The organism is Synechococcus elongatus PCC 11801 (assembly GCF_003846445.2).
Taxonomy (GTDB): Bacteria; Cyanobacteriota; Cyanobacteriia; order Synechococcales; family Synechococcaceae; genus Synechococcus; species Synechococcus elongatus_A.
In genome coordinates this window covers 2,267,326-2,286,364 of the sequence record NZ_CP030139.2, presented here as the reverse complement: position 1 = coordinate 2,286,364, position 19,039 = coordinate 2,267,326, and the positions used below count along the sequence as shown (strand labels likewise).

At 55.1% G+C, this 19,039-nt stretch carries 20 protein-coding genes; 10 read left to right on the top strand and 10 right to left on the bottom strand.

The features are described 5' to 3' along the window. The first annotated feature begins 57 nt into the window (after positions 1-57). Positions 58-501 (top strand): hypothetical protein, encoded by a 444-nt coding sequence (locus DOP62_RS11425; protein WP_208674911.1) that lies wholly within the window; start codon positions 58-60, stop codon positions 499-501. A gap of 2 nt (positions 502-503) precedes the next feature. Then, positions 504-2,267, top strand: a complete 1,764-nt coding sequence (locus DOP62_RS11420; RefSeq protein WP_208674909.1) for a peptidoglycan D,D-transpeptidase FtsI family protein — start codon at positions 504-506, stop codon at positions 2,265-2,267. On the opposite strand, the gene DOP62_RS11415 is transcribed toward DOP62_RS11420, so the two are convergent. The 3 genes from DOP62_RS11415 to cikB all read right to left on the bottom strand — a co-directional run bounded on the left by DOP62_RS11415 (position 2,264) and on the right by cikB (position 6,137). Next, complete coding sequence (locus DOP62_RS11415; protein WP_208674907.1) at positions 2,264-3,121, bottom strand: FkbM family methyltransferase; 858 nt, start codon at positions 3,119-3,121, stop codon at positions 2,264-2,266. The two genes, DOP62_RS11420 and DOP62_RS11415, sit on opposite strands and share 4 nt — an antisense overlap. An 88-nt stretch (positions 3,122-3,209) precedes the next feature. Then, positions 3,210-4,325, bottom strand: a complete 1,116-nt coding sequence (locus DOP62_RS11410; protein ID WP_208674905.1) for a trypsin-like peptidase domain-containing protein — start codon at positions 4,323-4,325, stop codon at positions 3,210-3,212. Between the two features lie 78 nt (positions 4,326-4,403). Continuing rightward, on the bottom strand, positions 4,404-6,137 hold the full coding sequence (gene cikB / locus DOP62_RS11405) for a photosynthesis regulation sensor histidine kinase CikB (protein ID WP_208674903.1): 1,734 nt from the start codon (positions 6,135-6,137) through the stop codon (positions 4,404-4,406). A 151-nt stretch (positions 6,138-6,288) separates the two neighbouring features. Here cikB and lepA point away from each other — a divergent pair, with 151 nt between their 5' ends. From lepA to DOP62_RS11390, 3 genes are read left to right on the top strand one after another with little or no spacing between them, the layout of a single operon-like run. Continuing rightward, positions 6,289-8,103, top strand: coding sequence for a translation elongation factor 4 (gene lepA, locus DOP62_RS11400; RefSeq protein ID WP_208674902.1), 1,815 nt, complete (start codon positions 6,289-6,291; stop codon positions 8,101-8,103). After that, positions 8,103-8,711, top strand: a complete 609-nt coding sequence (lepB, locus tag DOP62_RS11395; protein ID WP_208674901.1) for a signal peptidase I — start codon at positions 8,103-8,105, stop codon at positions 8,709-8,711. The genes lepA and lepB overlap by 1 nt, the downstream gene beginning before the upstream one ends. A gap of 30 nt (positions 8,712-8,741) precedes the next feature. Further along, positions 8,742-9,041 carry a YggT family protein gene (locus DOP62_RS11390; RefSeq protein ID WP_222610260.1) on the top strand — a complete coding sequence of 100 codons (300 nt, stop codon included), beginning with the start codon at positions 8,742-8,744 and terminating at the stop codon, positions 9,039-9,041. A 23-nt stretch (positions 9,042-9,064) separates the two neighbouring features. Here the strand turns inward: DOP62_RS11390 and clpS are convergent, their stop codons facing one another. Continuing rightward, entirely contained in the window at positions 9,065-9,355 is a 291-nt protein-coding gene (gene clpS, locus DOP62_RS11385; protein ID WP_323368543.1) for an ATP-dependent Clp protease adapter ClpS, read from the bottom strand. 118 nt (positions 9,356-9,473) lie between these two features. Between clpS and petN the strand changes: the two genes are divergently transcribed. Both petN and DOP62_RS11375 read left to right on the top strand, forming a co-directional pair. Continuing rightward, the gene (gene petN, locus DOP62_RS11380; protein ID WP_011243356.1) at positions 9,474-9,578 is read left to right on the top strand and encodes a cytochrome b6-f complex subunit PetN; all 105 of its coding nucleotides are present in this window, start codon (positions 9,474-9,476) and stop codon (positions 9,576-9,578) included. Between the two features lie 15 nt (positions 9,579-9,593). Then, positions 9,594-9,731 (top strand): hypothetical protein, encoded by a 138-nt coding sequence (locus tag DOP62_RS11375; RefSeq protein ID WP_011377590.1) that lies wholly within the window; start codon positions 9,594-9,596, stop codon positions 9,729-9,731. A 94-nt stretch (positions 9,732-9,825) separates the two neighbouring features. On the opposite strand, the gene DOP62_RS11370 is transcribed toward DOP62_RS11375, so the two are convergent. The 5 genes from DOP62_RS11370 to DOP62_RS11350 all read right to left on the bottom strand — a co-directional run bounded on the left by DOP62_RS11370 (position 9,826) and on the right by DOP62_RS11350 (position 13,610). Further along, positions 9,826-10,932, bottom strand: coding sequence for an alkene reductase (locus DOP62_RS11370; RefSeq protein ID WP_208674899.1), 1,107 nt, complete (start codon positions 10,930-10,932; stop codon positions 9,826-9,828). Between the two features lie 76 nt (positions 10,933-11,008). Beyond that, on the bottom strand, positions 11,009-11,233 hold the full coding sequence (gene xseB / locus DOP62_RS11365) for an exodeoxyribonuclease VII small subunit (RefSeq protein WP_208674898.1): 225 nt from the start codon (positions 11,231-11,233) through the stop codon (positions 11,009-11,011). 115 nt (positions 11,234-11,348) lie between these two features. Beyond that, the gene (locus DOP62_RS11360; RefSeq protein WP_208674897.1) at positions 11,349-11,996 is read right to left on the bottom strand and encodes an NAD(P)H-dependent oxidoreductase; all 648 of its coding nucleotides are present in this window, start codon (positions 11,994-11,996) and stop codon (positions 11,349-11,351) included. Positions 11,997-12,105: 109 nt separating this feature from the next. Beyond that, positions 12,106-12,870: a carbohydrate ABC transporter permease gene (locus DOP62_RS11355; protein WP_370538907.1), complete on the bottom strand. Its 765-nt coding sequence runs from the start codon at positions 12,868-12,870 to the stop codon at positions 12,106-12,108. A gap of 206 nt (positions 12,871-13,076) precedes the next feature. Continuing rightward, a complete protein-coding gene (locus DOP62_RS11350) occupies positions 13,077-13,610 on the bottom strand; it encodes a hypothetical protein (RefSeq protein WP_208674893.1) in 534 nt (177 codons plus the stop codon). 548 nt (positions 13,611-14,158) lie between these two features. Between DOP62_RS11350 and gpmI the strand changes: the two genes are divergently transcribed. The 3 genes from gpmI to DOP62_RS11335 are packed head-to-tail and all read left to right on the top strand — an operon-like array spanning position 14,159 to position 16,818. Continuing rightward, a complete protein-coding gene (gene gpmI, locus DOP62_RS11345; protein WP_208674891.1) occupies positions 14,159-15,757 on the top strand; it encodes a 2,3-bisphosphoglycerate-independent phosphoglycerate mutase in 1,599 nt (532 codons plus the stop codon). A gap of 19 nt (positions 15,758-15,776) precedes the next feature. Next, positions 15,777-16,016 (top strand): preprotein translocase subunit SecG, encoded by a 240-nt coding sequence (gene secG / locus DOP62_RS11340; protein ID WP_208674889.1) that lies wholly within the window; start codon positions 15,777-15,779, stop codon positions 16,014-16,016. 4 nt (positions 16,017-16,020) lie between these two features. Beyond that, positions 16,021-16,818 carry a matrixin family metalloprotease gene (locus DOP62_RS11335; RefSeq protein WP_261789924.1) on the top strand — a complete coding sequence of 266 codons (798 nt, stop codon included), beginning with the start codon at positions 16,021-16,023 and terminating at the stop codon, positions 16,816-16,818. Here the strand turns inward: DOP62_RS11335 and DOP62_RS11330 are convergent. Further along, complete coding sequence (locus tag DOP62_RS11330; RefSeq protein WP_208674884.1) at positions 16,735-18,984, bottom strand: glycosyltransferase family 2 protein; 2,250 nt, start codon at positions 18,982-18,984, stop codon at positions 16,735-16,737. The genes DOP62_RS11335 and DOP62_RS11330 overlap by 84 nt on opposite strands. Positions 18,985-19,039 lie beyond the last annotated feature (55 nt).

Below are 19,039 nucleotides of genomic sequence, written 5' to 3'. Positions count from 1 at the left end.
CTCGCCCACGGCATACTCAGCCGTGTTTTCCCTTCATCCCTCTGCCCCTGAACCACCATGGTCGCCGTTCCTGCCCGCTCGATTCCCCAGCCTCGATCGCTGACGGTGGTTACCCCCACGACAACGCCGCGGAGCCGATCGCGATCGGCAACGAAGACGCGCAGTTTGCCTTGGTTAGGGGCCTGCCAAAAAATTGGATTGGGACTGGGTGCCAGTCTGGGTGCGGGTGTGCTGGGCGTCTATTGCTTCAATGTCTATCTTGATTCGCGCTGGAGTCGTGATTTTCGCCAGCTAGATCACCTGCGTCAACAAGAGTTAAAACTGACTGCAACCACAGCTCTGTTGCGCGATGAGGTTTTGGAACAGGGGCAGCAAACCGGACAGGGTTGGGTGTCGGCAAAACCCTCCGATTTAATCTTTTTACAACCCGCTCCACCCCGACCGGCGGAACCAGCACCTGAGTCCCAACCCCAAGCTCCAGCCATCTCTGTGGGGTACTAGCGATGGCGGTACTGCCGCAAGCGCGAGGAGGCCGGCGACCCCGGCGATCGTCACGTCGTTCAGTACCGACTCAGGTCATTGAGCCCCGGCGTCTACTGACCATTTGGCTATTACTCGTCCTGGGAGCTGCCTGTCTGGGGTGGCGGCTCTTCACCGTCCAAGTTCTGGAAGGACCAACGCTGCGGCAGAAGGCGGCAGAACAGCAGCAGGTTACCCTTTCGCCCTTTTTGCCACGGCGACCAATCATTGACCAGCAGGGCAATTTGCTTGCGCTGGATCAAGAAATTTACACGCTTTACGTCCATCCGCGTCTATTTAAGGAACCCATTCCGGCCGTTGCGGAAAAGCTCGCGCCAATTTTGGGCATGGACAAGGCAGCTCTCCAGCAGCGCTTTCAAGCACAAGAGAGTGGGATTCGCCTGCGATCGGACCTCTCACGGGATACCGTCAGTACCCTGCGCGGTCTCTATCTCGATGGCCTAGAGTTTGAGCAGCGGGCGCAGCGACTCTATCCCTTTAAAGACCTCTATGCCAATATCGTTGGCTTCCTCAACGACGAACGAAAGGGCCAAGCCGGTCTTGAGTTCAGCCAGCAAAATCTCCTACAACGCCCAGTACTCAAAGCCTCCGTAGAGCGATCGGGCGATGGCAGTCTGCTACCCGATGGCGTGCCGGCTGGTTTTCTACACCAAGACGATATGCGGTTGCAGCTGACACTCGATGGTCGACTGCAACGCACCACACAAACCGTTCTGCGGCAGCAGCTAAAGCGCTATTCCGCCAAGCGGGGGGCCGCGATCGTGATGGATGTCCGCGATGGTTCACTCCTGGCGCTAGTCAGCGAGCCCACCTACGATGCCAATCGCTACTACGAGGCCGATCCCAAGCTATTCAACGATTGGGCAGTTCACGATCTCTATGAGCCAGGTTCTACCTTTAAGCCAATCAACATTGCGATCGCCCTGGAAGAAAAAGTTCTCGACATCAACGACGTCATTTATGACGAAGGCCGCATCCAAGTCGGGGGCTGGCCCATCAACAACCATGACTACAGCACCTCTGGGGGTAGAGGACCGCTCTCCCTCGAAAAGGTCATGCAGTATTCCAGCAATGTGGCCATGGTGCACATCATGGACCGGCTCCGACCCCAGCGTTATTTTGAGTGGCTCCAAAAGCTGCAGATCGATAAAGCGGTCGGCACGGATCTACCCTTTGCCACGGCGGGGCAAATCAAGGCGCGGAATGAATTTGTGAATCACGTGATTGAGCCTGCAACCGCTTCTTTTGGCCAAGGGTTTTCATTAACACCACTCAAGCTTTTGCAACTACATGCCGCGATCGCCAATGGCGGCAAACTCGTCACCCCCCACGTGATTGCTGGACTAGTGGACAGTCAAGGGCAGCTCTACTGGCAACCGCCGCGTCCTGAAGCCCCGCAGCTCTTCTCGGCCGAGACATCAAAGCAAGTCATGAGCTTGATGGAGAGTGTTGTGGTGGATGGCAGTGGTAAACCCGCTCAAATCAAGGGTTACCGACTGGGAGGAAAAACGGGTACAGCCCAAAAAGCAGAGAACGGCATGTACGTCGCCGGTGCCCGGATTACCAGCTTTGTTGGGGTCTTGCCTGCGGATAATCCACGCTACGCCATTCTTGTAGTGGTCGACGAGCCAAGGGGTGATGATGCCTACGGCTCAACCGTTGCTGCACCGGTGGTTAAGCAAATGGCCGAAGCCCTCGTCGCGATCGAGGGCTTGGCCCCCACCTAATTGCCCCGCACTAGATTCCGAATTTTTGCCTTAAGACGCTTGAGCTTCGATGGGGTTGTGACAGGCTCTTCTAGCTGCGTTGCCGTTGGTAGGGTAGTTGATCTGGCAGCAGCAGACAAAGCATCCATCTCCCGCATCAATAGCCGCAGGTGATAATGACCCAACGGCCAAGTTGTCAAATTGGGAATTGCGACATAATCCCAAAAAAACTGTTCCTTTGAAGCCTCAATAAAATCTTCTCGAGAAAGAAGAATTCCAAAAACTGAAAAAATATTGTAACCAAGAACCGACAAGAAGTCATAGACGTCTTTAGACTCGTAGGGATAATTGGAAAGCGACAAATCTCCTAGTTCAAAAGAAATTACTGGATGATACTTTTTAATAACATCTTGGGCTCCTTTTAAGATCATAAGTTCAGCCCCTTCTGCATCTATTTTGATGTAGCGCAGACCTTGAAACTGATCAACAAAGGAATCCAATCGACGCACATCAACAGTTATTATCTCCCTTTCAATTGAGTTGTCATGATAAATCCTTTCACGAAAACCGCTATACTCTGGAAAATTTTGCACATAAACGAATTGAGTTGTTTCTTCTTTATCTCCTAAAGCGCAATTGTAGGCACAAAAACTTTTAGACTGGGCTTGAAAAGCTGGGTGATTTAAGATTTCAGCTTTCAGCTTTTGATATTCAGCTTGTAAAGGCTCGAAGGCATAAATCTTTCCTGTTTCACCTACAGCGTCTAGCATTGGCAAGGTATGGAGCCCAGTGTGAGCACCAATATCGATGGCTGTATCACCAGGCCGCAAGAGACATCGGTAGATTTGTTCAAGCATTTTTTCATAAATGGCCATTTTGGCTACCTCAATATTTTGAATTTTGATTTTATGGCTGTAGTTTAAGCCATTTATCAAAATCCCTGAACTCCTCGATCGCGATCGCTCATTGAGAGGGTGTCAAATTCGTGGTCCAGGTTTTAGCGTCACCAACTTCCACTTTGAGGAAGCCTTTGGAATAGGCAGGGTCCGGGCAGCGATCGCGGTTGGCATTGGGGTAGTCAAAGGCTTCCTCTTGGATACAGAAGGGGAAATCTCCAGACCAGAGCGTTTGATCGGACTCGGCGAAGACGTAGACTTCATCAACGCGATTAAGCAAGTTGGGAAAGAACTGACAGTCCTCTTTGTCTAGGTTCCACCAGCCTTCACTGCGATAGCTATCGGCTGATGTATCGAAATAGGCGATCGCAACAGAAAGCTTCTCACCCGATTGATTACAGACTTCGTAACCCGCATCACTACGCTCGGGATTTTCGACCTGCTCAACTTGGGATTCTTCAGGCTCACTGAACTGGTCAAGCGCGATCGCTTGATTTTGCGCATTTTCTTTCACATACCGCTCGGCAATGCGCGGTTCGATCGCAAAGCCAATTCCTTCGGACTGCGCTGGATCGAGCTTGGATACAACCACACCGACGACACAACCCCGCTTGTCGAGCACTGGCCCGCCGGAGTTACCAGGGTTGATGGCGATATCAGTTTGGATTAAGCCTTGATCCGTGACAAAACGGCTGATAATTCCCTGCGAAATAGACCATTCCTGACCCAAGGGCGAACCGATCGCATAGACCGTACTTGCCGTTTCAATCTCATCATCCAGCTTCAAGGGAGTGCCAATTTCGACATCGGTTTTAATCAACGCCAAATCGGAGGAATCAGCTTCGCCTTCACCCACAGCCAGCAGTTGAGCCTCGACCGTATTGCCCCGCACATCTTTGACCGTCAGTTGACCACCGTTGCCTTTAACAACGTGAGCGTTAGTCAGAATGATTGAGCCATTATCGTTTTTGACAACGAAACCAGATCCCAAGCCTGTTGCAGTCTCAATTTTGACGACACTGCCCTTACTGCGTTTAAAGATGTCACTAGCTTCCAACTGGCGCGATCCGCACAGGTCACCATCAGGATTGAACGCTTGTCGCGATCGCCCGCAACTTTGAACGAGCAGTGAGATCAATGCAAGACCCAGCAGGGGTCGCCACATCCGAGCAACAGTAGGCATAGGGACCTGCGATCGCAAAGAAGCCTTCGTTTTGCAGTGTAGGGGTTGGAATTGATCCTGCAACTGTGACGACGGACGCTAGGCAACGGTGGCCGTGGGAGCCAGAGGAATCAAACAGGTCACTGTTGTGCCCAAGCCCTCACCGGGACTGAACAGTTCCACCATGCCCCCCATGCTCTCCAATAGGCGGCGACAGATCACCAGACCCAAGCCGCTGCCCCCAAACTGTCGCGTCAACGAGCTATCCGCTTGGCTAAACGGCTGAAACAAACTGTCTTGTCGTTCCGGTGCTACCCCAATCCCGCTGTCTTCAATCTCTAATTTGAGATAGCCCGGCAAATCGAAGCCATTGGCACAGAGCGGTTGCCACACCGCCATGGCTCGCACTTCAACGTAGCCATTGAGTGTGAACTTAATCGCATTTCCGACCAGATTGAACAACACCTGCAAGAGACGCTGGCGATCGCCCCACAAGTCGACCAACTCTGTGCCAGCGGCTATCTGACAGCGATAGACCAATCCTTTCGACTGGGCTTGGCTGCGAAGACAGGTTTCTACTTCCGCCAGCAAGCTCCTCAGAGAGACAGTTTCAGACTGCAGTTGCAGCCGTCCAGCTTCGATGCGGGCAATGTCAAGGATATCGTTGATGATGCCCAGCAAATGCAGTGCCGAGTGATAAGCCCCCTCAACAAACTCCTGCCGCTCTTCGGGGGTATCCGCAAGATCGTCTTGCAGCAATTGCAGATAGCCAATCATGCCGGTCAGCGGCGTGCGCAGCTCGTGGGATGTATTCGCTAAAAAGTCAGTTTTCAGCTGGGAGAGGGCTTCCGACTGGCGATGCGCTTCGATCAAAGCCTGCTGCTGTTCCAACAAAGTTTGGTTGGCCCGCTGCAATTCCAGCGCCAAAGCCTGACTTTGGGCATAGAGGCGGGCATGGGCGAGGGCGGTCCCGACTTGATCTGCCAGCTCCCAAACCAGATCGCGATCGCCCACACTTAATTCCTCCGCCGATCGCAGCAGCAAGACGCCGTTGGGATGCTCCTGATAGCCGGTCGGGACAATCCATATTGGTTCTGCAGGCGATCGCTCAAAGTCAACGACGGCTTGGGTGGGTCGCAAACTGAGGAGTGCATCCGCGAGGGCAGGATTGGCGGCGATCGCTAGCTGTTCGCCCAAAACCACGGGCAGATTGGCCTGCCGATATTCCGCCACAATCGCGATCGCTGTCGATCCCAGTTCATAGGGGCAGAGTAGGCAGCGCTGAAGACCGAGTGCCTGTCCCAACCCTTGAACAGTGTGTTGCCAAATCGTTTCAGGGTCGAGGGTGCGGCGAATATCCCAAGCAATTTGGGCAAACAACTTGGCATGGTGCGGCGGCGCGATCGCGATCGGAGGTTCTGGCAGAACTTCAGGTAGCGGCTCCTGCTGCCGCCCAATCACCAACAGCAATGAGCTGGCCTGCTGCGGTTGCAGAATCGGGCTGAGGGTCAGGTCAAAAACGTAAACCTGTCCCTGAAAACGAAAGCCAGTGCGAAATTGCTCAGCGCGGCCTCGATGCATGGCCCGTCGCATCCGCGCCAGATAGAGGTTGAGATCAACCGGCGTAAACTGCTCGCTGAGATAACTACCGACGACTTGATCACTATTCAACCCAAGCCGTTGTCCACTGCGCCAAGCGAAGGACAGATAGCGTCCTAGCAGATCTTGGACAAAGTACAAATCCGCCGTGGAGGCCAGTTGTGCCGCCGACGGCGTAATCCAAGCGAGTTCTAGGGGATTCGCAGCAGTCGAGCGCGATCGGGAAGCAGTCATGGCGCGATCGACCTTCGACAGTCCGGCCTTAGCGTAGCAATCGCGTTGAGAAATGGCTGTTGAGCTGTCACCCACCCAAGAGAGCTTTAGACGGCCTTTAGAATGGGAAAGCTGCCTTGGCTGCTGCGCTTTTCCTACGGGTTCCGGCTGTATGACCGACGTTTCGGTTTCAAAAATTCGTAACTTTTGCATCATTGCCCACATCGACCACGGCAAATCGACCCTGGCCGATCGCTTGCTGCAAGAAACGGGAACGGTGCAAGCCCGCGAAATGAAGGAACAGTTCCTCGACAACATGGAACTGGAGCGCGAGCGCGGCATCACGATTAAGCTGCAGGCGGCGCGGATGAACTACCGCGCTCAGGACGGCGAGCAGTATGTGCTCAACCTGATCGACACGCCGGGCCACGTCGACTTTTCCTATGAAGTGTCGCGATCGCTGCAAGCCTGCGAAGGGGCGCTGCTGGTGGTCGATGCTTCGCAGGGTGTAGAAGCGCAGACCTTGGCCAACGTCTATCTGGCCTTGGAAAACGACCTCGAAATCATCCCTGTCCTCAACAAAATCGACTTGCCCGGTGCGGATCCCGAGCGGGTCAAACGCGAGATCGAAGAAGTGATTGGGCTGGATTGTAGCGGTGCAATCGAAGCCTCGGCTAAGTCTGGCATCGGCATCGATGAAATTTTAGAGAGCATCGTTCACCTCGTGCCGCCGCCCAGCGATACGACTCAGGAACCGCTGCGGGCGCTGATTTTCGACAGCTACTACGATCCCTATCGCGGTGTGATCGTCTACTTCCGCGTCATTGACGGCACCGTGCGCAAAGGCGATCGCATTCGACTGATGGCCTCGGGCAAGGAATACGAGATCGATGAGCTGGGTGTGCTTTCGCCCAACCAAGTCCAAGTCGAAGAATTGCATGCGGGCGAAGTGGGCTACATTGCCGCTTCCATCAAGGCCGTGGCTGATGCACGGGTCGGCGACACGATCACCTTGGCACGGGCGCGAGCGGCAGAACCGCTACCCGGCTACGTCGAAGCCAAGCCGATGGTCTTCTGCGGGCTCTTCCCCACAGATTCCGATCGTTATCCCGACCTGCGCGATGCGCTCGAAAAGCTGCAACTGAGCGACGCTGCCCTTCAGTACGAACCGGAAACTTCCAGTGCTATGGGCTTTGGCTTCCGCTGTGGCTTTCTCGGTCTGCTGCACATGGAAATTGTGCAAGAACGGCTGGAGCGGGAATACAATCTCGACCTGATTACCACGGCGCCTTCGGTGGTCTATCAAGTCACCACGCTTGATGGCGAAGTGCTGCGGGTGGATAACCCCTCCAAACTGCCACCACCTCAGCAGCGCGAAAAGATCGAAGAGCCCTACGTCAAGGTTGAAATCATCACGCCCGAAGGGTACGTCGGGGCGCTGATGGACCTCTGCCAAACGCGGCGCGGCATCTTCATTGACATGAAGTATCTGACCCAGGAGCGGACAACGCTGATCTACGAAATGCCCTTGGCGGAAGTGGTCACGGACTTCTTTGACCAGATGAAGTCACGCACCAAAGGCTACGCCAGCATGGAGTATTCGCTGATTGGCTACCGCGAAGGCGAGCTGGTGCGGATGGACATTCTGATTAACAGCGAGCCGGTTGATCCCCTTGCGACGATCGTGCACCGCGATAAGGCCTACTACGTTGGTAAGGCGCTGGTTGAGAAACTGAAGGAACTGATTCCCCGTCACCAGTTCAAGATCCCACTGCAAGCTGCGATCGGCTCCCGCGTTATTGCCAGCGAAAGCATTCCAGCGTTGCGCAAAGACGTCTTGGCCAAGTGCTACGGCGGTGATATCAGCCGGAAGAAGAAACTGCTGCAGAAACAGGCCAAGGGTAAAAAGCGGATGAAGGCGATCGGCACCGTCGATGTGCCCCAAGAAGCTTTCATGGCTGTCCTTAAGCTCGATCGCGAGGGCTGATGACGATCCCTGATTCAGTCACCCCGTGGTGGCAGCAGCTCTGGCAAAGTCAAAAGGATAATCTACGGCTGCTGTTACTAGCGGCGGTACTGGCCTTATTAATCCGGGGATGGATCGCAGAACCACGCTTCATCCCCTCAGATTCGATGCTGCCGACCCTACACGTGGGCGATCGCCTGATTGTGGAAAAGGTCAGCTATCAGATGCATCCGCCACGACCCGGCGATATCGTTGTCTTCCAGCCGCCACCCGTCCTGCAACAGGTGGGCTACCGCGCAGATCAGGCGTTTATCAAGCGCGTGATTGCCCAGCCCGGCCAAACAGTTCAAGTCCATCAAGGACAAGTCCTCGTAGATGGAAACCCGTTGACGGAACCCTACCTCGCGGAACCGCCTGCCTACGAGTGGGGACCCTATTTAGTGCCAGAGGGCGGCTTATTCGTGATGGGGGACAACCGCAACAACAGCAACGACTCCCATATCTGGGGCTTTTTACCTGAAGGTAATGTGATTGGTCGGGCCTGGCTGCGCTTTTGGCCGCTCGATCGTTGGGGGCGGGTCAATACGGCGATCGCCACTCCCCTCGAGTCGACAACTCCCCTCAGTTAGAGTGAGAACAGACAGATTGCTTGGACGGTGATGATGAGTTCTTCGCTTGGTCTGCTGCTCAACACGCTTTCGATCACCCTCAACATCTACTTCGTGTTGTTGATCATTCGTGTGCTCCTGAGCTGGTTTCCGAATTTTCAGGGCAGTCAGTTCATGCTGATCTTGGGTCAACTCACCGATCCCTATCTCGATTTATTCCGGCGATTCATTCCGCCGTTGGGTGGGATGGACTTCTCGCCAATTCTGGCTTTTTTCATCCTGCAAGCCGTCACCCAAGCAGTTCAGCAACTGGCTATCCAGACTTCAGGAAGCTTCTCGGCTTTCTACTAAGCTCCATCAGCCCGCGGGTGCAATCAAACAGCTTCTAGCGGGGCCATGGTCAAGCCTTCGCGCCGCAGTTGCTCGTGATAGAGCTCTGCTTGCTCTTGGGGGCCGCTCCACACGGTGGCGGCTCCTTCAAAATGAACTTGATTGGTGAGATCCCAAGCGCGATCGCCCGTCATGCCCGGAATGTACTTCAGCAGGCAGTCTGCGACGTGCTGAAACGTATTGACGTCGTCGTCAAGCACAATCACACGAAAGTGCGGATAGGGCTGGCGAACGCGAGTTGTCGTTGTACCAGGGGCAGTCGCTGGTGCAGCGATCGCTTGCAGTGAACAGGTCAGCACGGTCAAAACAGAAGCGGCATCTCTCGATCGTTTTTTAACACAAGGGCGAGGGACGCCTAGAATACTAAGAACGCTCTCATCAGGTTGGGGACTCATGGAACTGTTGACCTTTGGTTGGGCCGCTTTGCTGGCTGTCTTCACGTTCTCGCTGGCAATGGTGGTCTGGGGTCGGAATGGCGACGGCAGCATTGGCTTCTAGGTCAGCGCGATCGCTATGACTGAATTTTTACCGTCCATCTTGGCAGTGGTCGCCCTCAGTTTGATGGTGGCTGTTACTGCTGGTGTTATCTATCTCACTGCCGTCGATTGGCGGGATAAGCGGCGTCGGGCTCGCGAAGGGAGCTCCCGCTAGCGATCGCGCCCATCCCTCGGCACTGTAATGACAAAAAACCGCCACAGCGTTCTGCCATGGCGGTTTTTTGCTGGGCAATTAATGCCGGTGTTGGTTAGACAGACGCTGCTTCCAAACTGGGATAGTCGGTGTAGCCCCGTTCATCACCGCCGTAGAAGGTGTTGCGATCGTAGGCATTGAGGGGCGCATCCTGAGCGAAGCGCTCCACCAAGTCGGGGTTGGAAATGTAGATCCGACCAAAGGCCACCAGATCGGCAGCACCCGAGACGATCGCCGCTTCGGCAGTGGCACGGCTGTAACCACCCGCTGCAATTACCGTGCCGTTGTAAAGCGCTCGGAACACCGGCGTCGCTAGCTGATTGAACTCTGGGCTTTCTTCAGCTTTGTCCCAACGCGGTTCAATCCAGTGCAGGTAGGCCAAGTTGTAGGGGTTCAGCATCTGAGCGACATAGCTGAACAGACCGACGGGATCGGAGTCGTGCATGTCGTTGAACTGCCCCCAAGGGGAGAGGCGCAGGCCGACGCGATCGCTTCCCCAAACACTGATCACCGCTTCGAGGACCTCGCGCAGGAAACGGCTGCGATTCTCAAACGAGCCGCCGTAGCGATCGCTGCGCTGATTAGTGCCATCCTGCAAAAACTGATCGATCAGATAGCCGTTGGCCCCGTGGACTTCGACGCCATCAAAGCCCGCCGCCAAAGCATTTTCAGCCGCACGGCGATAGTCCTCGACAATGCCCGCGATCTCCTCGGTTTCCAAAGCGCGCGGCGTCACAAAAGGCTGTTCCCCTTGGAAGGTTGCAGCCATGCCTGCCGGTTGAATTGCACTCGGGGCAAGGGGCAGCGCGCCGTCGGGCTGCAAGGAGGGATGGGAAATCCGACCCACATGCCAGAGCTGCAAGAAGATGCAACCGCCGCGATCGTGGACTGCCTGCACGATTGGTTTCCAGCCTTCCACCTGTTCCGCAGAATGGATGCCCGGTGTCAGAGGATAGCCCTGTCCCTGCGGTGAGATCTGACTGGCTTCCGTGATGATCAGCCCCGCTGAAGCGCGTTGCTGGTAGTAGCGCACGTTCAACTCATTTGGGACGTTATCGGGGCCGGTAGCCCGATTGCGGGTGAGCGGTGCCATAACAACACGGTTGCGCAATTGGTAGCGACCAACTTGCACCGGAGTGAGTAATTTGAGCGATTCGGACATAGGTCACAGCAGTTCATCAAGATCGCCATCCTACGGAATTTGGCAGGGCGATCACTGTCTTCAGGGTTTCAGATCATCACTGCGGTGGCTCGGACGGCTCATCAAGCGATTCGATCAGCAGATCCAACTCGGCTTGCTTGTCACGCAGGAAGCGATCGCATTGCTGTAGGCGTTGGCTGGCCTGCTGAAATTGCTCCAGCACTTCTGCTAAGGGCAGTTCGCCACTCTCTAGTTGCTGGACAACTTGTTCCACTTCCGCGATCGCGGTTTCGTAGCTCCAAGCAGGTTTGGCTTTGGCCATTGAGTCATCTAGCAGCACTGATTTGAACGGTAGCAAAGAAGGCTGGTGCTGGCAGACAAGAGCGCCTTAGCCTGCTTACCCAGCCCATTTTTCACTCTTGAGTTACCGGCAAAACCTAGCGAGTCTCAATCAGTTCAGCTGCCGGATAGCGAACCTTCACTAGACCTGCATAGGGATCCGCTGCCGAGCGGTAGCCAGCCACAGCGGCCACGACCGTCTGATACCCTGTGCCCTTGAGGTTGAGCAGCTCATCGTAAGCAGACGGAATGATGCCTTCCAAAGCGCAGGTATCGATACCCAGCAAAGCTGCCGCTGTCAGGAAATTGCCCAGCGCAATGTAGGCCTGATTAGCTGCCCAGTAATTGATGATGGCGCTGCGGGGGCCTTGGACAAGATCGCCAACCATCATGTTGCGATAGCCCGCCAGCTTGTCAGCTGGGACATTGCGCGTACTAGAAGTCAGCTCAATCAAGCGATCGACATCGCTTTCGCTCAGTGCTGTGCGGGCTGCAAAAACAATCAGGTGGGACGCATCCACCACTTGTTTTTGGTTGTAGGAGTTCGGCAGCAGTTGCGATCGCAGTTCGGGGGACTCCACTTGAATCACTTTCCAAGGCTGCAGGCCGTAGGAAGAGGGAGTCAGCACGAGGGATTGTTGAAGTGCCTCCCAAGTGTCTGCCGGGATTTTGCGATCGGGGTCGAAGGCTTTGGTGGCATACCGCCAATTCAAGGCTTCGAGCAAGGTGTCAGCAACGATGGACATGAACGCGCACAGCTAACAGAACAGCCCTTACCCTAGCGAACGACTTCACTACAATCTGGCAACCTGCGATACGGCTCAGTTGCTACTATCCTCTGGTGTAAATCGGAATCTACCCCTTCACACCACTAGCGGCAGCCGAAGGCACGATGTAGCGTTGCAGCGCCAAGAAGACTCCAAAGACCGGCAGAATCGACAACACTGAACCCGCTGCTACTAAGCGCCAGTCCAGCGAGAAGCCACTGGCGAGGGTCGCGATTCCTAAGGGCAAGGTGTAGCGATCAGGCTCATCCAAAATAATCAGCGGCCAGAGGAAGTCACTCCAAGAGCCGATGAAGACAAAGATCGCCAAGGTGATCAGCGCGGGCCGCGCCGAAGGAATCATCACATTCCACCAAACGCCCAAATCGTTGCAACCATCAATGCGGGCAGCTTCCTCCAAGTCTTTGGGAATTGATTGGAAGGCTTGGCGCAAGAGAAAGATGCCAAAGGCTGACGCTAGGTAGGGGAACACCAGTCCGAGGTAAGTATTGCGCAGTCCCAGATTGATGATCAGGACGTAGAGCGGAATCATCACCACCTGAAACGGAATCAGGATGGTGGCCACAATCAGCAGAAAGATCGTCTGCCGCCCTTTGAACTCCAAGCGCGCTAGAGGGTAAGCAGCCAAGGAACAGAACAGTAAATTGAGCCCCACCGTCAACAAGGCCACCAATGTGCTGTTAAAGAAGTACTGGGCCAGTGGGTTCTCAGCCCAGACCCGGCGGAAGTTATCCAGCGTCGGTTGCGACGGGAGAAACTGCGGCGGAAACTGAAAAATGTCCTCACCTGCTGACTTAAAGGCCGTACTGACCAGCCAGAGCAGCGGGATCAACATCACGATCGCGATCGCCCCCAGCAGGAGGTAGAGCAAGAGCGATCGCAAGTGACTGGAGAGCGGCACGGCACCATTTCCTGACGCGAATCGCTCTCAGCCTAGGCGAAGATGCTGGCAGCGGGAAGTCTTCTAGCGTTATCTTGAGGAGCAGCCAGCGTTGTTTGGTGACAACGACTCTCTTAGACACGCTGCTCGAAAGCCTCAATCTACAGACCCGAAAAGTCCTTCAAAACTCGCTGCCGACTCCGCGTTAACCAAGACTGCAGAGATTCAGCCGTCTCCGGTTGCTCCAAGCTGGGAGGTGTCCACCCCAAGGGCACCGTCTGTTTCACCAAGCGATAGCAGCCACCATACTGCTCAATTGACGGCACTTCACAAGTCGCTGTTTCCCACAGATGAGCGGGGCGTTGTCGCTGTAGCCGCACATGGTGGCGCTGGCCATCGATCGCCGTCGGGGGTAGTAACATCGCGCCCTGCTGTTGCCGCCAACGCCGATAGACCGGATTAAGTTGAGTCGCTTGGCTAGCAAAAGCTTGCAGAGAGTGGGTGAGCGCCGCTGCTTGCGCTGCAATCTCTTTCGCAAGTCCATCAAGCTGGGCTAACTCCTGCTGCATCTGCGCAGTCAAGTCGGCGGGTAGGGCTTGAACTTCTGCTTCTAACTGAGCGATCGCGGCATCCAACTCGGCCAATGCCTTGGGGGTTGCGGGGTGGGGTGCCGGTTCGCGCGATTCAGTCTGCATGGGCCAGCTCTCACATTGCCGACAGCGTAGCGCGCGCTTTTCAACTCTGGGGATTGATTTCAACCCGTCTGATAGATCAACTAACCCAGCCCCACTCTGCTCAGAAAGCTCATGATTCTTTACAGTTTTTTCAGGAACCGTGCCAAGCTTCACTCAGGTTTGGTAAGCGCCAATACAATTTGCTGGGATCAGGCGATCGCTCCTCCGAGCAGGGTTTAGGGCGATCGCTGTTTCAAGCTCCCACGATCTTGTCCAGCTGTTTAGGTTAGTGAATCTTGAGAATTGCGGTGAATTGGCAGCGCTAAATCCCTTTAATTTCTCAGATTATTATCCTTCAGACTGTTCTTAAATCCGTCGAATCCTATCAGTTAGAAGAGCAGCATCGACGGGCTGGGGCAGGACTTGCAGTCTGATCATCCGTCTTACTGGGCTTCTTTAGGTTTTATTTAGAAGTGCAAAGTCCTGCTGCTATGATTGGCTTACGCTGGTGGCCTTGAGATCCTTCCAAGATCCACTCAGTTACTGCTAACGGAGTTTAACGGTTAGCTATGTTGGATGCTTCCATTTCGCCTGTTGTCCTCGTCATCCTTGACGGCTGGGGATATCGCAACGCTACGGAAGGCAACGCGATTCGTACGGCAGAGACGCCGATTATGGATGCGCTCTGGGAGGCTTACCCCAGTACTCTGATTCGCACTTCTGGCAAGGACGTCGGACTGCCCGATGGTCAGATGGGGAATTCCGAGGTGGGACATCTCAACCTTGGTGCTGGGCGCATTGTGCCGCAGGAATTGGTTCGCATCACCGATGCCGTTGAAGATGGCAGTATTCTTGAAAACCCTGCCCTAGTTCATGCTTGCAAGGCTGTCCGGCAGCATGGGAGCAAGCTACACTTGCTGGGCCTTTGTTCAGATGGTGGGGTGCATGCCCACCTCGATCACTTGGGGGGCCTGCTGAAGTTAGCAGCGGCTCAGGGCATTCAAGAGGTCTGTATCCATGCCATCACCGATGGTCGTGATACCAACCCCACGGAAGGGGTGAACTGTATCGCCAAAATTGAGCGACTGATTGAAGCCACAGGCGTGGGTCAGTTGACTACTCTTTGCGGTCGCTACTTTGCCATGGATCGCGATCGCCGCTGGGATCGGGTGCGCAAGGCCTACGAATTGCTCACGATTGATGGTGAAGGTTGCGGCCAAACAGCCACTGAAGTGTTGAAAGAAACCTACGCCAAAGGGGTTTCCGATGAATTTGTCGAACCGACGCGGCTTGCTCCGGGGGCGATCGCACCCGGAGATGGAGTGATCTTTTTCAACTTCCGTCCCGATCGCGCCCGCCAGCTAACCTACGCCTTTGTGGAGCCAGAGTTTGAGGGCTTTGAGCGGGATCTGATTCAGCCGCTGGCCTTTGTCACCTTCACCCAATACGACGCCAACCTGAATGTGCCGGTGGCTTTTGAGCCACAAAACCTGACCAACATTCTGGGTGAGGTGATTGCCAACCACGGCCTGCGGCAATTCCGCACCGCAGAAACTGAAAAATATCCACACGTCACCTACTTCTTCAACGGCGGTATTGAGGAGCCCTTCCCAGGTGAAGATCGGGAGCTGATCCCTAGCCCGATGGTCGCCACCTACGATCGCGCACCCAAAATGTCGGCGGCTGCAGTGACGGATGCGGCGATCGCAGCGATCAACAAGGGCATTTATTCCCTGATTGTGATCAACTACGCGAACCCCGACATGGTGGGTCACACCGGCAAAATGGGGGCCACCGTGGAGGCGATTGAAGCAGTCGATCGATGTTTAGGCCGATTGGTCAGTGCCATCAACATGGCTGGCGGAACCGCTTTGATCACCGCTGACCATGGCAACGCGGAATACATGTGGGACGAAAACGGTGAGCCTTGGACGGCCCACACCACCAATCAGGTGCCTTTCATTTTGGTCGAGGGTGAGCAGCGCAAGTTACCGGGCTACGGCACAGATGTTCCCCTGCGGAAAGATGGTCGTCTGTCGGATATCGCGCCGACGATCCTGCAACTGCTCGGATTGCCGCAACCGCCAGAAATGACAGGGCGTTCGATGATTGAAGCGGCTGCTTATGAGGTCAAGCAGGGGCGGACGCCAGTTAAAGTAGGAGTCTAGTGACTTCTGTTTTGAACCCATGCTGCAAAATATCCTGCAATACGTCTGGATGGGCTCGGCGGCTGGCCTCGTAGTGCTGGTGCTGCTCCATAGCCCCAAGGGCGATGGCTTGGGCGGCATTGGTGGCCAAGGACAACTGTTTACCAGTGCCAAAAGCGCTGAGAGTACGCTCAATCGCGTGACTTGGACGCTGTTCACCCTCTTCCTGTCACTGACGATTGTGCTCAGTGCAGGCTGGCTCAATCGCGCCGCTGGCTAGTCCTGTGCGTAGGCGGCGATCGCAGATTTGGCGACTCGGCTGGATTGCATCAGTGTTGCTGGCGATCGCTGCAACTATCCTGCCACTCGCGAGTCACTCGGCTCCGCCAAGCAATCGCTGTCAAATTGATCGCAGTCGACAACTCTTGTCGAGCAGTACGGAAGTACCGATCGCCCAGCAGGTGCACCCCCTACCTGCAAGCTGGGCTGATTTACCGCAGACTGGCAATCATTACCTAGAGGCGATCGCGCCGAGTCGCTACGGCTATTTAGTGTGGGCCGTGTCGCCACTCTGCGTCTATGTTGAACCCGCTAGTTTGGGCAGTACGGCTGAGGAACAACGGCAACAACAATGGCAGCAAGCAGTCAATCAAGCCTTGGCAGACTGGCAACCCTACTTTGACCTGCAACTGGTCAGCGATCCAGCCAAAGCTGATATCAGTATTTGGCGACGGAGCCCACCTCTACGCCGGAATGCAGAAGGGCAACTCGATCGCGCCCGCACAGCAGAAACGACGCTGCTGTTCTATCGCGAAGGCGATCGTGCCTTGCCGCGCTACCGAATTGACCTTGGCCTCACACAGGGCTTTGCAGGACTCGTTTCCACCGCTCGCCACGAATTGGGCCATGCTTTTGGCCTCTGGGGGCACAGTGATCAGCCTGAAGATGTAATGTATGTGGCTCAATCGAGCCGCAATATCCAGCTGACAGAGCGTGATCTAGAAACGCTGCGGCGCCTCTACCAACAACCGACCCAGTTGGGCTGGCCGCTGCCGCGATCGGAGAATCGGCGGCCAGAGTAAGGTTTTCAAAATCAAGAACAGCGATCGCCGTTCACCCGGACTTTCCCAGCGACGATACTCAGTTGCATGACAGTAGATGGCTTCAATCAGCCGGTTTTGATCAGCAGTCTGAGGGGTGAGCCACAGCCAAGTCCCTTGGGCATCGCGATCGCAGCGCTGAATCGGAACGGAGAACATCTGATTCCCCAAGCGAGTCAAGGTTAGAGATCCTTCGGGTAGAACCAGCTTGCTCTCAAGGCGAATGACTGCCTCACTTTGTGCTTGACTGCGCACCGTCAGCACCTCCCCTGAATCGGTTTGCAGATCCAAAGTTAGAGGGTGAGTAATCATCGCTTCGCGACCATCGCGTGGAGCATCCCAAAGGGCTAGCAGAGCAACGGCCAGCAAAACCAAGTTGTAGCCCGCCCACCAGAGACCGAGCCCCAAGCCCCGCATCTGGGCGCCATCAGCCTGCTGACTCAGCAGCCAAAATTGCCGCAAATTCAGCCCTACACTGACCCAAGTAGCCGCGAACAGAATTAGCAAGGGCCAAGCTAAAGCCCAATTAAAGAAGAAACGATCCTGACGCAATCCCTTAGGTGTCACAGAAAACTGACACCGAAAAGGCTGGATGAGCGCCTGCAAGCTAGTGACTGCCAGTGGTACCGCTAAGACGAGGGAATAAATTTCAGAGAGTAGAGCCGATCGCGATCGCCGGTTCAACCAGTTGAAGACCGTCAGATGTCCGAGATAGATGGGGAGTAAAAAGTAGAGCAGTTCCGGCCCCGTGGCCTTCACCGGCATGATCCCAATGCCATACCCCAGCGGCATTACCAGAAACAGGATGCGCGGCAGGCTGGAGAACCAATGCAGAAGTCCTTCTAAATGCCCGAGCCGCTGGAGCGGGTTCAAACCAGCAATGGTCAGCGGGTTGGCTTGGATGAAAAATGCCTGCAGAGTGCCGCGCGCCCAACGCAGGCGCTGTTTGGCGTAGGCCGCTAAGCTTTCGGGAGCCAGACCCTGACTGAGCTTTTCATTGAGATAAATCAGCTGGTAGCCCGATGCTGCGATACGGATACCGGTGAAATAGTCTTCCGAGAGGGACTCAGTGACAAAGCCACCGATTGCTTCGAGGGCTTGTCTCCGCACCACAAAAGATGTCCCAACGCAGACGACACTGCCGACACCATCCCGCATTGGCTGAACATGCCGATAAAAGATTTCATCTTCAGGCGGAATCTCTGCTGCCAAATCGAGGTTGTAGGCGATCGGGTCAGGGTTATAAAAACTTTGAGGTGTTTGCACCAACCCAACGCGTGGGTCTTGAAAGAATCCGACAGTTCTCACCAGAAAAGTCTTTTGGGGAATGAAGTCCGAATCAAACACTGCGATCAGTTCGCCTTGGCAATTCGGTAAGGCAGCGTTGAGATTGCCGGCTTTCGCACCCTCGCGATCGCAGCGCGTCTGATAGCGACAGCCTAATTGCCGCGCAAGAGCCGCTACTTCGGGCCGATCGCCATCGTCTAGTACATAGACTGTCTTGGCTGGGTAATTCAGCGCCAAACAACCCACGAGGGTCCGCCGCAGCAAGCTAACCGGCTCGTTGTAGGTGGGCACCAAGATATCGACATGGGGTTGATAGTGCCCTTGCTGAACCACTACTGCATACTGATCGGCTTGCGCTTGGCGATCGCGGGCAGCCACACTAAGCAGCAGCTGGATGAGACCAGTAACCAGCAACAGCAGTTCCATGCCGTAGAGCATTAAGCTCAAACTGCCATTCAAGGGCGTCGAGACGTTGAGCGTCGACAGCGATCGCCACAGCAGGTAGCGCACCGTCAGTAGCGCCAGAATACCGACCACAACGAGCCGGGGCCAAAAACTCGGCCGCTTCCAAAGGCGGGTAATGACCCAGAGGAGAACTAAGAGTAAACAGGGCCAACTCCAAGCCCAGAGCCCTTCCATTGGCGTTTGCAACCAAGCAGGAGGACGCTGCTGCCAGCGATCGAGAGTTTGAAAAAACTGATTGATCCGTGGTTCACCCAGTACCCAAGCGACTTGTAGGGTGAGCAGCGACAGCAGTACCCCAAGCGCAAAGAAGGTAGGGATCTGTCGGTTTTGGAGAAGCCAGTGCCAAAGAGCGGCCAGCGGGGGCAGGGACGGTTGCCTGCTGATTGGCCTTGTCATTTTCTCTTAATCTTTCGGCGTTAATGTGCCCACATTAACGTGATGGGACGGTTAT